Source organism: Winogradskyella sp. ABM4_392, assembly GCF_056160445.1.
In genome coordinates this window covers 1226225-1241854 of sequence record NZ_JBSWXE010000001.1, presented here as the reverse complement: position 1 = coordinate 1241854, position 15630 = coordinate 1226225, and the positions used below count along the sequence as shown (strand labels likewise).

The following is a 15630-nucleotide window of genomic DNA, read 5'->3' as shown; positions in this document are numbered from 1 at the left end:
AAGCAGTTAGCAAGGCAAAACAACAAAAACCAGTATTGCACAAGCTTTATCATAGCAAAGTAAAGATACTACTTTTTACGCATGTATACACTTACTGGCACACCTGTAAAATCAAAATGATCTCTTAGTTGGTTTTCTAAAAATCGTCTGTAAGGATCTTTTACATATTGAGGTAAATTACAGAAAAATGCAAACTGAGGTTGTGGAGTTGGTAACTGCATTATGTATTTTATCTTCACATATTTACCTTTATATGCTGGAGGTGGATTGTTTTCTATAATAGGCAACAGTGTTTCATTTAGCACACTTGTTTTAATGCGCTTAGTTCGGTTTTTATAAACCTCAACAGCAGTTTCTATAGCCTTAAAAATACGTTGTTTATTCAATACAGAAATAAACACTATTGGCACATCTGTAAATGGTGCTATTTCTTTTCTTATGTGTTTTTCAAATTCCTTGGCTGTTTTATTATCTTTTTCAACCAAGTCCCATTTATTTACTAAAATTACGATTCCTTTTCTGTTACGTTCAGCTAACCAAAAAATGTTCTGAACCTGACCGTCAAATCCTCTCGTTGCATCTAAAACCAATAAACACACATCACAGTGTTCAATAGCTCTAATGCTTCGCATTACAGAGTAAAACTCTAAATCTTCCTTTACTTTAGATTTACGACGAATACCAGCTGTATCAACCAAATTAAATTCAAATCCAAAACGGTTATACTTGGTATCTATAGAATCTCTTGTTGTACCTGCAATATCTGTGACGATATAGCGATCTTCACCTATTAAAGCATTTATAAATGATGACTTACCTGCATTAGGACGACCTACAACAGCAAACCTTGGCAACTCCTCTTCTTCAACATCTTCCTTTTCTGGCAAAGCTTCTACAACAGCATCTAAAAGATCTCCTGTTCCGCTACCATTAATACTTGCAATGGTATAATACTCACCTAAACCAAGCGAATAAAATTCAACAGCATCTTCTGCACGTTTATTATTATCTACTTTATTAACAACAAGAAAAACGGGTTTTTCTACTTTTCGTAATAGCTTAGCCACATCCTCATCCATACCAGTAACACCAGTTTCTACATCGACCATAAAAATAATAGCATCAGCTTCATCTATTGCCAGCTCTACCTGCTTATCAATTTCGGCTTCAAAGATATCATCACTACCAACAACATATCCTCCAGTATCTATAAGCGAAAACTCTCTCCCGTTCCAATCGGTTTTACCATAATGACGGTCTCTGGTTACACCACTTACGGCATCAACAATGGCTTCGCGCCTTTTAATTAAGCGATTAAAAAAAGTTGATTTACCAACGTTTGGTCTTCCTACTATTGCAACAATATTTCCCATAAATTTTTATTTAATCTGCATTACATATCCTGTAAGCGGTAGCAAAGGTAGGCTTTAATTTTAGATTAACGATTTATGTTATTGGAATTTAAGTTTTGAGTTTCATTGAGAAAATATGTAAATTGAAATTCATATAAATTACAATGGAACTTTCTAACGAAATTATTTTAAGGCCACGATTTAAATTCAATGTCAATCACGACAATGAAAGCTTACTCACTTTGTTTGAAAATGAAAGCAAAAACCAATCTGAATTTATAGTAACTCGTGTAGACGACCATGTATTTATAAAAATACCTAAAGCCAAACAGCACTTTTGGTCACCACAATTACACCTTGAAATTAATGAAGATTACGACAATAAACAGCTAAGTACTATTTATGGTTTATTCGGACCCAACCCAACGGTTTGGACCATGTTTATGTTCTTTCATTTTGCTGTTGCTGGTTTCTTTATTGGCTTTGGAATTTGGGCTTACGTTAATTGGTCTTTAGGAAGTAGTTTTGCCTTACAACTTTTTGTCACTTTACTTATGGTAGTTGTATGGTTTGCACTCTATTTTAGTGGAAGACTTGGTAAAAAAGCCGGAATGGAGCAGATGCATCAATTACATCACTTTATGCGAGATACTTTAAGAAGTAAAGATATACATGCAGTTACCTAAAACTACTTTTGGTTATACCCAAAACGTTTTAATTGTTTTTGGTTAGATCGCCAGTTTTTGTTCACCTTAACGTATAATTCCAAGTGAATTTGTTTACCAAAAAACTTTTCTAAATCTTTTCTAGCTTCTACTCCAACACGCTTTAAGGCAGAACCCTTGTGACCTATAATAATCCCTTTTTGTGTATCGCGCTCTACCATAATGACAGAACGGATTCTGATGATGTTTTCCTCTTCAAAAAACTCTTCGGTATCAACTTCTACAGAATATGGGATTTCCTTTTTATAGTGCAGTAATATTTTTTCTCTAATCGCTTCATTAACAAAAAAGCGTTCTGGCTTATCAGTTAATTGATCCTTTGGGTAAAATGGTGGAGACTCAGGCAATAACTCTACAATTCTTTGAAAAACGTTCTTAACATTAAAACCATTTAATGCTGAAATTGGGTAAAACTCAGCATTTGGCACTTTGCTTTGCCATAATTCTGCTTGTTCTTCTAATTGCTCTTGGTTTGAGTTATCTATTTTATTCAGTAGTAATAATACTGGAATTTTAGAGTTGGTAATCTTCTTAAAAAAAGCCTCATCCTTAAGTTCCTTCTCTCCTATTTCAACCATATAAATCAAAACATCAGCATCTTCAAAAGCAGATTTTACAAAATCCATCATTGAGGATTGCAGCTCATAAGCAGGTTTTATGATTCCTGGTGTGTCACTTAACACCATTTGGAAGTCTTCACCATTTACAATACCAAGAATTCTATGTCTTGTGGTTTGTGCTTTTGATGTTATAATGGATAGCTTTTCTCCAACAAAGGCATTCATCAAGGTCGACTTACCCACATTTGGATTACCAATAATATTTACAAAACCAGCTTTATGCATGTATCAAAGTTTTGGCAAAGTTACAACCTTTAAGTTTATAAGTTCTCAATAGACCAATACATTTTCGCACATGACAAAAATCACCATTTATCTGATTTCAAAGGTCTAAATTTGAATTTGTATGAATTCATCTTAAAAAACCATGACTGATCTTCAGATTGCCAAAAAAGTAAAGCTAAAGCCCATAACCGAAATAGCAGAGAAGTTTGGTGTTGATCCAAATAGTATTGAAATGTATGGCAAGGATAAAGCTAAAATACCACTGTCTTGCATTAACAGGAATAAAGCTAAGAAAAGTAATCTTATACTAGTTTCTGCCATCTCACCTACTCCTGCTGGAGAAGGTAAAACAACCATTTCTATCGGCTTATCCGAAGCCCTAAACCAACTAAATAAAAAAACAACCGTTGTTTTAAGAGAACCTTCTTTAGGTCCTGTTTTTGGTATAAAAGGTGGAGCAACAGGTGGAGGCTATTCGCAAGTATTACCTCTAGAGGATATTAACTTACACTTTACTGGAGATTTCTCTGCCATTGAAAAAGCACATAATTTACTAGCTGCTGTTATAGACAACAACATACAAAGCAAAACAAATTCCGTAGGATTAGACCCAAGAACCATTACTTGGAAACGTGTTGTAGACATGAACGACAGAGCGCTAAGACGTATCATTGTTGGTCTTGGTGGAACAACCTCTGGAATCCCAAGAGAAACTGGCTTTGATATTACTGCTGCCTCAGAAATAATGGCTATTCTGTGTATATCCAAAAGTCTTAGTGATCTTAAAAAGAGACTCGGAAACATTTTTATTGGCTACACCTTTTCAAAAAAACCAATTTATGCTAAGGATTTGAAAGTTGCTGGTGCCATGGCTACACTTTTACAACATGCCATTAAACCAAATTTGGTGCAGACAATAGAAGGCAATCCTGCAATAATCCATGGTGGACCGTTTGCTAATATTGCCCAAGGCACTAACTCAGTCATAGGAACTTTAATGGGAATGACTTTTTCTGATTATACAGTAACCGAAGCTGGTTTTGGATTTGATTTAGGAGCTGAGAAGTTTTTTGATATTAAATGCCAAAGTGCCAACATCTCTCCAAAAGCAGTAGTGTTAACCACAACGATACGTGCACTTAAATACCATGGTGGCGCAAATTTAAAAGCTTTAGACAAACCAAATGTTGAAGCACTAAGACAAGGACTTCCTAATTTAGAAAAGCACCTTGAGAATATTCAGCGATTTGGAGTTACACCTATAATCGCTATCAATAAATTTAAGTCCGATACTAAAGAAGAAATTCAACTCATAAAAGACTTAGCTAAAATTAAAAATATCAGAGTTGCAGTAGCCAATGTTTGGGCTAAAGGTGGTAAAGGCGCATTAAAACTTGCAGAACATGTTATTGAAGTTGCAGAAGCAAGTAAAGCAAAATTTAAACCGCTTTATGATTGGGACATGGATGTTGAAACAAAGATTGAAACCATAGCTCAAAAAATTTATGGTGCTGAACACGTAGATTACAACACAAGTGCCAAGCGGCAACTAAAACGTATTAAAGAACTAAAACTGGATAAGCTACCAATTTGTATTGCAAAAACTCAAAAGTCATTGTCCGATAACCCTAAGCTATTGGGCAGGCCAAAAGATTTTATAATTACTGTACGTGAAATAGAAATAGCATCTGGAGCTGGCTTTTTAATTCCTATTACTGGTGAAATAATGCGTATGCCTGGCTTACCAACACACCCAGCATCTGAAGGTATTGACATTAGTGATAGTGGTGAGATAAGTGGATTGTTTTAGATTTTTAATCTTAAGAAATTTAATTTGATGACATTTTAAAATAGAGCCGATAAATAAGAAATGAACCAAAAAACCATTTCTTATGAAACGCTTTAATTTTTTTAAAATACTTTTCGTTTTTTCTCTTTTAGTCTCTTGTAGCTCAGACTCTAACGACAACAATGATGGTAATAACCTAACCAACTTTACAACAGACCTTTGCACTAATATCTCTGGTCCAACAGCCGCTTATTACGACAATGCGCACGGAAGAGCGATTCCGTTATCCCAAATTCCAACTATTACAAATCCAGGACAGCAGTTTATTCATAGCCAATACCCTGCTTTAGGATTTACAATGCCCCAAGGTTATTCTGGTTTTGAAACCCAAATTGGACTTGGTGTTGATGTTGTAAGAAATGACGGTTTAACCATTTGGCGCTACGTACCTGGTTTATCTTCTTTAAACCAAGTAAATATCTTAGATATTGTAGCTTCTGAAGTGGCTTTGCTTCGTCAGCGTTATAATTATAATGATGAAATAAATGTTACATGCACTCAAAATTTCACTCAACCGCAAGGCAACTTTATCGCAAGCCTCAGCTCAAGAGTATTAGATTTTGCTGGTATCAGAGCTGTAATCTCTATTAACTCTTACTTTGAACCTTCCTTGGGCTCTACATTTGCAGCGGTAACTGTTGCTAGTGGACCTGCTAATGAATACGATAATTTAATAATGGATGTTTTCCTTCCCATCCATTGGCAGTTACTTATTATAGATAATAGTGTGAGAGATTCTGATTTAGACGGCACACCAGACTCACAAGATAATTTCCCATTCGACCCACAAAGACAATAAAAACTTAAAACAATAAAATCATGAAAAAACTAGCCATACCACTAACAATATGCCTAATTGGCCTTGCACTAACAGCCTTTAGCTTTTTTGGATCAAAAAAAGGCAATGCCGACGATATAGATATTAGCATTGAGAAATCAGCCTTTATAATGCCTGCTGCACATAGAGTCTATTCTAACCCAGAAGCTCTGGATGGAAAATACTACCTCTTTAAAGCTAAAATCACTAATAATTCTACAGAAACTTTAGAAGATGTAACGGTTAAATACAGGATTCCGAATCACATCGAGTGGACAGAATTAACAGTTTCTGGTGAGATGTTTCCTGGGCAAACCCTAGTAGTACCTTGCTACCCTAAATTTAAAAATGAAATAACCGAGAAAACTACTGAATCTGTAGAAAAAGCAGAAATAGAAATTTCTTGGGATGGTGCTGAAGATGATGATATCATAGAGGAAGATTTCTCTTTTAAACTTACCAATCGAAATGAGTATGTGTACACAGGCATAAAGTCTGAAGAAATTAGCTCTTGGGCAGATATGTACGATAACGATGCACTTATCGCTTGCTTTGTAACACCAAATGATCCTGTTGTAAAATATTACACACAAAACCTTCAGGAAAAATTATTAAAAGGCGAAGCCGCTTCTGTAAGTCGTAAACCAGAAGATGCAGTGCGTTTTTTAGGTGGCATATATGAAGCCACAAGAAAATCGCATATGGTTTATAGTGGTACTAAAGGTATTCCAAAATCCACAGAAGATGTACAAAGTATAGTACAACAAGTTCGTTTGCCACGTGAGGTTATTACAGGAAATACAGGTCTTTGTATTGAGCTGAGTGTTTTATATGCCAGTGTTCTTTCAGCTGCAGGAATCGACCCAATAATTTATATGGTACCTGGTCATGCTTATCCTGGTTTTAGAATGAACGGACAATACTATGCCATTGAGGCCACAGGTATTGGTGGCGAAGGATTAGGAAATATTATGAGTGCCGAAGAAGCTTACCAACAAGGACAAAAACAGTTGCAAGAATTCATTCAACGCTCACAAGCTGGTGACCCAAGATATACCATTGTAGATATTCATAATGTTAATGCGCAAGGTGTCACTTCCATGGATTTAAAAGATAACGATTTTATGCGAAAAAAAGTGGATGATATTGTAGCTTCTTGGTCTGGAGGTCAACAGGTAAGTCCTAACAATGGCGGAAATGAAATTAGAGTTCCAAATAACCGTATTCGCACTGGCAATCCACTTTCTTTCACAATCCCAACAGGATGGCAGACTATGATGAATCCTGTTCCGCAAATGCCAATTGTTACTGCACAGGTCGTAGCACCAGACCAAATGACAACAGTTACGATTTACGATATTCCGGTTTCTAACACACAACAAGGCATGGCTACCGTCGACCAATATTTAACAAGTTTTGGTATGCAAATGCAATATCAAATCAATGGCAATTCCATCTCTGGAGTAACCTATTCTGCCAATGGAAATTTCAATTGGATTGGTAAAGCCGTTAGACGACAAGGAGGCATCAGAATTGTGGCCGTAGGTGCACCTGATTACCTATACAATCAAAATTCAGGAATAATTAATCAAGTATATAACAGTATCCGATAAACCTAATCATCATGAAGACTTTAATAAAAATCATAACAGTTTGCATATTGTTTTTCAGTACAAACAGTAATGCTCAATCTCAGCAAAAAATAGAAATGAGAATAGACTCCATTGGTAATGCCAAACTAACTGTTTCCATGACCATGAATGCCCAACAATGGCAGGTTTGGAATAGTAACTACGGTAACAATCCTTCAGCATTAAAACGGGATATAGAACGCTCTATGCCAGCATATTTTCTGGATGATTTTAAACTAGACAAAGACGATATGAATCGATCTTTTAACCTTAGCCTTAATGCTTATGGAGTTTGTGAAATCAACAAACGTGGAAAATGGATAGTAGATACTGATCAAAAAAATGCACAACTTACTGAATTAACAGAAAACAAGTATATGTTAGTAAGTAGTCCTGTAGAATATGGTGGAAGCCTACAACAAACCTTCATAATTGAACTTCCAAATGATGCCAAAAACATCAAAGTAGATAAGGACGCTTATGGAAAATCTGTTTTTGAATTTGACATGGATGCACCATCTACTGATTTTAACCTTATGCGATGGTCTGGTATTTTATTATTGGTTATTGGAGGTACCTGGTTTGGTAAAAACACAATCTCTAAAAAGAAATAATGATGACATTATTAGCACTTTTCGATTAAAAAGAAAGAAAATAAATCTCAAAATCAATTATTATGAAAAAACACAATTACCTATTTATTCTCGTAGCATTTCTATTAATGGCATGTTCTGATAATGGAGATGATCCAAACAACACAGATCCTGGCATTTTCTCAGCAAATACAATAGAAACCAGATTTGATGGTGCAACGATAGAATGGACCGAATCTCTAGATCCAGATGGTGACGATGTTACCTATGCTATAATTTTAGAAGGGCAAGAAATAGCATCCGGAGGAACGACTTTATCCTATAGTTTTTCAGGCCTAGAACCTGAAACACTTTACGAAGGTTATGTTGAGTCTAGAGATGGTAATGGTGGCACATCACAAGCATCATATTTTTTCACAACAGAACCTGAAGTAATAATTTATGAGGTAGATATAGAGTGTAGATGGTGGGAAGGCGCAGGTGGTTATGGCATTGTTAACTATTTTGAAATTGAAGCTGTACAGGATGCTATTAGCTATCATGTAGAAATTTTAGATTATGCGCCAGACCCTATACCATCTAATGTAGGAAGAACATATTCTTGGACACCAGAATCCAACTTGCCAACTGGAAATAATGTAGGTTCTGGCTCTAGCCATCTTACAGAATATACTCCAGGTGTTTATCATGCAAATACTAGTACTGGAAGTGGTTCGCTAAATTATTTAGATGATGCGATAGCCAACTGTGAAGCTGTTGTTGCTACAGCTAGAGTTACCATAATTGTTGGTGAATGATAATGATTTTAAAACAGATTTAATAACGTATTAAATCAGATAGAATTATTTTATCTGATTTAATTGTTGTTTGACCTAACAGCTATTTGTGTTGAAATGAAATAATCGTATCTTTCTCATGATTAGCTATTAACATGAGGGAAACATTAAAAACCAGCAATACACTACAAGTGGTTGATGCCATAAAGCGTAATGATACGATTACTCTAAAACGCATATACACCAATAACTACCCGAAAATAGAAATTCTGGTTTTAAAAAATAATGGCACTAAAGAATATGCAAAAGACATATATCAAGAAGCTTTTTTGGCAGTTTGGCAAAATGTAAAACAAGATAAATTCATTCCACAAAGCGAATCGTCTATTAACGGTTATCTATACACCATAGCTAAGAATAAATGGATGGATGTATTGCGCTCTCAAGGCTTTAAAAAAACAATTGTAGCTTCTCAAATGTCGTATTTTGAAATAAAAGATGAAGAAAATAATGGTATGGATGATGACATTTTAAAAGATAAACGATTAGAAGATGTAATGCATGCCTTTAAAAATTTAGGTGATGCTTGCAAAAGCTTACTTCGTAAGTTTTATTTCGAAAAGAAATCTATGAATGAGATTGCTGAAGAAATGCAATTAGATTCTGCTTCAACACGAAATAAAAAATACCGTTGTATGCAAAAATTGAGACAAATAGCCCTAAATAATTAATAGCAATGGACTTAAATAACATAACGCAAGAAGAGTTTGAACGTATTGAAGCCTATCTAAACAATTCGCTTTCAAAGGGAGACTTGCAAATTTTTGAAAACCGACTGGAAAACGAAGAAGGATTCGCTGCAAAAGTTGAAGATATCAAAACCGTTTTAACAGGTATTGAAACACAAGCATTAAAGGAACAGTTAAATGAATTTCACGATGACATAGCAACTCAAGAAAAAGACACTATTCAAATTAATCCAAAAGTAAAATCCTTACAATGGAGGAAAATTGCAGTTGCTGCTGCTTTAATCATTGCTGCAGGAAGTTTTTGGTTTTTAAATAGAAATTCTAACAATCAATTGTATGCTGATTTTTATTCACCAGATCCTGGCTTACCAACAACAATGAGTAGCTCCAATAACTATGAATTTTACGAAGCAATGGTTGCTTACAAGCAAGGACATTATAACGAAGCTTTAAATACATGGACCAATCAGCTTAAAACAAAAGTTGACAATGACACATTGAACTATTTTGTAGGTTCTGCTTTACTCGCAAATAAAAAAGAGCGTAAAGCAATCCCTTATTTGCATGAAGTTATAGATGCTGATAATTCAGTCTTTAAAAGTGAGGCTTTTTATTATTTAGGATTGGCTTATTTAAAAAACAACAATAAAGTAAAAGCTATAGAATACTTAAGTAAGTCTGACTCTACCAAGGCAAAAGACCTACTCAAAAAACTGAACTAAAAGATGTACAAACGTAAACATATAACGCTTCTACTTTTGGTATTAGTGAGTGTTTTTGGTGGCTTACATTCTCAAAATCTTCATAAAAACAATCTGAAAACATTAGATGAGTTTTTAAAAAATGATGAGTATAAAGCCGCAGAAATATTCACAAAAAAACAGATGGATTCGCTCATTGATGCAAATCAATTTTATGAGCTTATGGACTATGTTTACTATCTAGGTCAGATTGAATCTAAACTCAATAATACAAAATCAGCAATAAAAGTTATTGAAGATTTTGAAACTAGAATTGAAGCATTAACTACCAACAAAAAAGCACTCAGGCAATTAGCATTAGAAACAGGATCTTTTTACCAATCAATTGGCGATTCAGAAACCGCAAAAGATTATAACCTCAAAGCTTTAGAAATCACTAAGACAATGCCTGAAGCCACAGGTAAAGATTTGGCTTTGATAGAAAGCAATTTAGGTGTGTTTTATTCGCGATTAGGAGATTTAACCACTGCGACAGAATATCACAAAAAAGGACTAAATTCATTAAAAAGCGACTCTACCTCATCAGCAGACAGTTATTACATCTCTTACAATTCATTAGGTGGTATGATGTGGTATGCCTCCAAATTTGACAGTGCCATATATTATTACAAAAAAGCTGACAAAACATTAAAATCGCTAGAGCAGACACCATGGAACAAATATTACAGATCTGCTTCATTAAACAATAACATTGCAGGCATTTTTAGCATAAAAGGAGATTTAGATGCTTCTATCAATGCTATGCGCACAACAGTGAATAATCTTAACGCCTTTTTAAAGGAAGATGTCAGTGATGTAAGACGAACTCATGCCCAAGAGTTTTTATTTCAAGCCATAGAAAATTATGCTGGTTTATATAAAGATATTGGAGACTACAAAAAAGCTAAACAGTTACTTAGCTATGCCTTTCAGTTAAAGAGTAAAAACTTTCCTCCTGAAAGTCCAGAAATAGCTAAAGGAAAAGTACTATTAGGTCAAGTAGAAGCAACTTTAAAAAACTTTGACAAAGCTGAAAAATTATTAAATGAAGGCATTGAGCATTTTGAAAATAATAATGGAGATTACAACTATTGGTTGGCAGATGCATACTACAGTAAAGCAATAATTCATTCAGAACTTAAAAATGAAGATATAGCTAAAACTTATTATGAAAAAAGTGAAGACTACTACAAGGTTTCACTGGGTAACTATTATGACCAGCAATATTTAGATTTTACAGTAAACGCTTCTAATTTCTTTTCTGAAATTGGTAATAAAGAAAAAGCACTTTCTATGGCTAATGAAGCCTTAGAATATATAAAAACCAATCAAGGAGAAAAAACGCTATTGGAATATTACCAAGTATTGAATTTAGCAGATATTTATTACCAAAATAAAGATTATGACAATGCTCTACTGTACAGTAACAAAGCTTTAGAGTTAATCAATTCTGAAGATTTTATTAAAAGTAGTAAGCTAAATACCTTAAAGGTAGAAAGCAATAAAGTGAGTGCTATTTTAACCAAAGTAAAGACCAACTTAAAATTGAATTCCACTAAAAATGAAGTTTTTTTAAAAGCACAACTTTCGGAAATTGAAAATGCTATAAAACTATTAGAAAACCAAAAATCTGTTATCTCTGGTGATAATGCTGTAGCAATCTTAATACAAGATAATGCAGATGTTTTCAAAATTGCCAAGACATTAAATTTAGAACTTTATCAACTTACAAAAAATGAGAAATACCTAGAAAATTTATTAGGTTACCATGAGTCTATGATTTATCATAAAATAAGAAATAGACTTAACTCTAAATCAACAGAATTAACGGCCAATTTACCGAGTAAAATTTTAGAAAAAGAAAAGAATCTAAAAGAAAATCTTAATAGCTTTTTAGAAGAAAATTCATCTATAAATACATATATTGATAATGAGAAGAAATGGTTGAATTTTTTAGATGAATTAAGGGAAGATTATCCTAAATACTATAAGCTAAAATATGCTTCAATTTCACAATCATTAAATAATTTAAAACAGAACATTCCAGAATCTTCTACTGTTGTAAGGTATATGTTTATTGAAGATGCGCTCTTTGCGTTTGTGGTGAATTCTTCCACTATCAATATGTTTGAGTTGAAGTCAGAACATCTTAAATCGTTGATTTCACAACTCAATAATAATACGGAAGCGCTTCAACCTACCTTTCAACTTCAATTTGCATTATATAATATTCTCTGGAAACCTATTGAAAATGAAATAAAAACAGAATCTGTTATAATAATACCAGACAAGGAACTTTTTAACCTAAGCTTTGAGTTACTGACCTCAAAAACTTGTGAGAATTATAAAGATTTGAGTACTCATAGTTTATTGGCTAAGCATACTATTTCATATAATTACAGTCTATTCCTCATAGACAAAAATAGCCAACCTGTTGGCTATGACTCTAATTTTATTGGTTTTGCACCAGAGTTTAACGAGGCTATGAAAACCAACTACAAAATTGCTATAAAGGATTCGGTTGATCTAGATTACAATTATTTAAAACTTCTACCTCAACCATTTGCAAAAGATTTAGCCAAAAGTTATTCTAGGTTGTTTAACGGTAATTCCTTTTTGAACGAAAAAGCCTCAAAAAGTATTTTTACCGAGAATGCGAAGGAGCACAAGATTATTCATATTGGGACACATGCAGAATCGGATAATATTTCTCCTGAATTTTCGAGATTAATCTTTGCAAAAAACACAGATGACGAGAATAACTCATTGTACACTTATGAAATTTACAACCAGAATCTAGCTTCTAATCTTGCCATTTTAACAGCCTGCGAAACAGGTAAACCAAGTTACCAACCTGGTGAAGGCATGATCTCTTTAGCGCACGCTTTTAACTATGCTGGTAGTGAAAGTATCTTAACGAGTCTTTGGAAAATTGACGAACAGTCGAGCACTAAAATTCTAGAATATTTTTACGATAATATTTCAAAAGGCATGAAGAAAGATGAAGCGCTTAAAGCTGCAAAACTTAATTACATTTCTACTGCAGAAGGCAGAACTGTCGCACCACAATATTGGGCTGGTTTGGTTCTAATAGGAGACACTGCACCAATTAATTTAGAAGTTAGCAATAACTGGTGGGCTGGGATAATTTCGATTATTGCTATTGCGCTTATTCTTTATTTTATGTTGAGAAACAGGAGTTCTAAGACCTAGGCTTTTCAATACCTCTATCATACATTACAATACTACCAGCAACAGATACATTAAGGCTTAGTTGAGACTTAAATTTCACCAAAAAATGACTTTTTTCAATGGCTTGCTTAGACAGTCCATGGTCTTCTGCACCCAAAAGATACACACAACGTCTTGGATGATGAAACGTCTCTAAATCTACTGCGTCATCTGTTAACTCTACTCCAACTAACCTAGCACCTTTAGGCAAATTATTAAAAAACTCATCGAAAGTATCATAATGAAAATAAGGCATTGATTTTACGGCATTATGCGTGTCACACGCTTGCTTTGCATACCGATTACCAATGGTAAAAATAAAACTGGCACCTAAGTTCTGTGCTGATCGCCATAGTACGCCAAGATTCTCTGGTGTTTTACCATTTTGTATGCCAATACCAAAAAATTCGTTTACAAAATTGTCTGTCATAGTTGCAAAAATAAGATATACTGACAAAATGTAAGTTCGTATTGGAATGGCATTTTTTTTGCTTTTTGGGAGGCAGATGTCTAATTTAAAATTGTAAGAAATGAAAAAAGTAATGCTCTTTTTATTTGTAGCAATTTTAGCTACAAGTTGTAATGCACAAGACACTGAGAATTCTTATAAAAATTCTTCAGATTTAGAAATTCAAAAAGACAGCCTTCAAAAGCCAAAAGGTAATTGGAAAGTAAATAAAGAAGTAGACGAAAACGGTAATATAATCCGTTACGATTCTATTTATAGCTGGTCCTCTTCTGGGAATATAAAAAATGTAGAAAGTGATAGCATTTTTAATCAAATGCACTCTATGATGCAAAAGCGTTTTTCTATGCTACAGTCTCCTAATCTAAACGGTTTCTCAGAACACGATTCGATTATGAAACAGTTTTTTTCTGATGACTTTTTTAAAGATGATTTCTTTTCTAATCGTATACCATCTGGTTTCCAAAATATGAACGAAATAATGAAACAAATGGAAGCTATGCGACAAAACTTTTTTAACAACAAGAACAGATATATTATCCCACCAGAAAACACAGAACCAAAAGAGAAGAAAACTAAGACAATCGAAAAAAAGCAGGTGTAATAATTTTTATGGTTTAATTTTTAAAACAATTAGATTATGAAGAAACAACCTATTGAAGTTAGATTAGTTAATCAAAAAGGAAATGTTTACCATATCAAATTCCCTAATCTCGAAATTCCAGTTAAGGTAAACGAACATCTTTATCACAAAATGCTTCACAGTCCAGAATATCAATTTAGATCTTCTAATGCTGTTGTAAAGCAATCGTATTCGGCTTAGCTTTATTATAATTAAAGTAACAATCAATGATTGCTCGTTATTGAGCAATCATTTTTATTTCACAAAAAAATCAGACTTAAACTATTGTTTATTAATTTTTTAGCTGACAAATATCATGGGAAATTTTAAATCTTAGTCATAACTTTAAATACTAAGAACCATAAAACCCTTCGATTATGTTATCTATCTTATTGCCTACCGATTTTTCACAAAATTCTGAAAATGCTATTACCTATGCTTTAGAATTGTATAAAAATGAAGACTGTAAATTTCACTTTTTACACTGCTATCCTCCAGTTATATTTTCATATGAATATCAAATAGAAAAAGGACTCATAGGAAAGGATATACATAAAATTCTTCAGGAAGAATCTAAAGAACGTCTTTACGAATTTGCACTTTCGTTAATGCGAAAACATGGTAAGGACCAAGAATTTGAAGTAGAGGTTGTAAAAGGTTTTTTACCTGACCGCATTTCTAAAACAGTATCTGACAACAATATAGATCTCATTGTTATGGGAACAAAGGGTGAAACAGACTCAGACAGAGTGGTTTTTGGTAGCAATACTACACAAGTCATAAACAAACGTTGTTGTCCAGTTATTGCAGTGCCAGATGATTATAAATTCGTAGGCTTAGAGAATATATTGTTCCCTTCAGATTTAAATCTTGCATTTAAAAACAAACATTTTCAACCAATTCTAAAAATATTAAAACTACACAAGAGCAATATAAAGGTTCTGCATATTTCAATATTAGGACTTACATCTCTACAAAGAATACATAAAGAATTCATCAAAGAAACATTTACAGATTACAACACCACATACGACATTTTAGAAGAAAAAGACATTGCAGATGTTATCTATGATTATCAGCAAGAACATAAATCTGAACTGCTTGTAATGATAAATAATAAACATACATTTTTTGAAAATCTGTTCTTTAAACCAACAATTTCAAAAATTGCAATGCACTTACAGACACCATTTATGGTGATACCTGCTTAACAAAGTTGTTTGAGATATTATAA

The 15630-nt window shown here is 33.5% G+C and carries 15 protein-coding genes; 12 read left to right on the top strand and 3 right to left on the bottom strand.

The features are described 5' to 3' along the window. Positions 1-68 precede the first annotated feature (68 nt). Complete coding sequence (gene der, locus ACXAFS_RS05505; protein WP_475305799.1) at positions 69-1373, bottom strand: ribosome biogenesis GTPase Der; 1305 nt, start codon at positions 1371-1373, stop codon at positions 69-71. Between the two features lie 143 nt (positions 1374-1516). On the opposite strand from der, the gene ACXAFS_RS05500 reads away from it, so the two are divergent. After that, positions 1517-2038 (top strand): GTP-binding protein, encoded by a 522-nt coding sequence (locus ACXAFS_RS05500; RefSeq protein ID WP_475305798.1) that lies wholly within the window; start codon positions 1517-1519, stop codon positions 2036-2038. A gap of 2 nt (positions 2039-2040) precedes the next feature. Here ACXAFS_RS05500 and era read toward each other — a convergent pair whose 3' ends face one another. Next, the gene (gene era, locus ACXAFS_RS05495; protein WP_475305797.1) at positions 2041-2922 is read right to left on the bottom strand and encodes a GTPase Era; all 882 of its coding nucleotides are present in this window, start codon (positions 2920-2922) and stop codon (positions 2041-2043) included. Between the two features lie 142 nt (positions 2923-3064). Here era and ACXAFS_RS05490 point away from each other — a divergent pair, with 142 nt between their 5' ends. The 8 genes from ACXAFS_RS05490 (at position 3065) to ACXAFS_RS05455 (ending at position 13290) form a co-directional block, all read left to right on the top strand. After that, entirely contained in the window at positions 3065-4732 is a 1668-nt protein-coding gene (locus tag ACXAFS_RS05490; RefSeq protein ID WP_475305796.1) for a formate--tetrahydrofolate ligase, read from the top strand. An 82-nt stretch (positions 4733-4814) separates the two neighbouring features. Then, positions 4815-5570 carry a hypothetical protein gene (locus ACXAFS_RS05485; RefSeq protein ID WP_475305795.1) on the top strand — a complete coding sequence of 252 codons (756 nt, stop codon included), beginning with the start codon at positions 4815-4817 and terminating at the stop codon, positions 5568-5570. Positions 5571-5590: 20 nt separating this feature from the next. Next, entirely contained in the window at positions 5591-7201 is a 1611-nt protein-coding gene (locus ACXAFS_RS05480; protein WP_475305794.1) for a hypothetical protein, read from the top strand. Between the two features lie 11 nt (positions 7202-7212). Further along, positions 7213-7833, top strand: a complete 621-nt coding sequence (locus ACXAFS_RS05475; protein ID WP_475305793.1) for a hypothetical protein — start codon at positions 7213-7215, stop codon at positions 7831-7833. 62 nt (positions 7834-7895) lie between these two features. Beyond that, complete coding sequence (locus ACXAFS_RS05470) at positions 7896-8609, top strand: fibronectin type III domain-containing protein (RefSeq protein ID WP_475305792.1); 714 nt, start codon at positions 7896-7898, stop codon at positions 8607-8609. A gap of 134 nt (positions 8610-8743) precedes the next feature. After that, the gene (locus tag ACXAFS_RS05465) at positions 8744-9319 is read left to right on the top strand and encodes an RNA polymerase sigma factor (protein WP_475305791.1); all 576 of its coding nucleotides are present in this window, start codon (positions 8744-8746) and stop codon (positions 9317-9319) included. A 5-nt stretch (positions 9320-9324) separates the two neighbouring features. Further along, positions 9325-10059, top strand: coding sequence for a tetratricopeptide repeat protein (locus ACXAFS_RS05460; RefSeq protein WP_475305790.1), 735 nt, complete (start codon positions 9325-9327; stop codon positions 10057-10059). Between the two features lie 3 nt (positions 10060-10062). After that, positions 10063-13290 carry a CHAT domain-containing protein gene (locus tag ACXAFS_RS05455; RefSeq protein WP_475305789.1) on the top strand — a complete coding sequence of 1076 codons (3228 nt, stop codon included), beginning with the start codon at positions 10063-10065 and terminating at the stop codon, positions 13288-13290. Here ACXAFS_RS05455 and ACXAFS_RS05450 read toward each other — a convergent pair. Continuing rightward, positions 13280-13738, bottom strand: coding sequence for an RNA methyltransferase (locus ACXAFS_RS05450; RefSeq protein ID WP_475305788.1), 459 nt, complete (start codon positions 13736-13738; stop codon positions 13280-13282). The genes ACXAFS_RS05455 and ACXAFS_RS05450 overlap by 11 nt on opposite strands. A 100-nt stretch (positions 13739-13838) precedes the next feature. Here ACXAFS_RS05450 and ACXAFS_RS05445 point away from each other — a divergent pair, with 100 nt between their 5' ends. From ACXAFS_RS05445 to ACXAFS_RS05435, 3 genes are all read left to right on the top strand, one after another. Next, positions 13839-14378: a hypothetical protein gene (locus ACXAFS_RS05445; protein WP_475305787.1), complete on the top strand. Its 540-nt coding sequence runs from the start codon at positions 13839-13841 to the stop codon at positions 14376-14378. Between the two features lie 36 nt (positions 14379-14414). Continuing rightward, the gene (locus tag ACXAFS_RS05440) at positions 14415-14597 is read left to right on the top strand and encodes a hypothetical protein (protein WP_331810801.1); all 183 of its coding nucleotides are present in this window, start codon (positions 14415-14417) and stop codon (positions 14595-14597) included. A gap of 176 nt (positions 14598-14773) precedes the next feature. Continuing rightward, positions 14774-15607: a universal stress protein gene (locus ACXAFS_RS05435; RefSeq protein ID WP_475305786.1), complete on the top strand. Its 834-nt coding sequence runs from the start codon at positions 14774-14776 to the stop codon at positions 15605-15607. Positions 15608-15630: the final 23 nt, after the last annotated feature.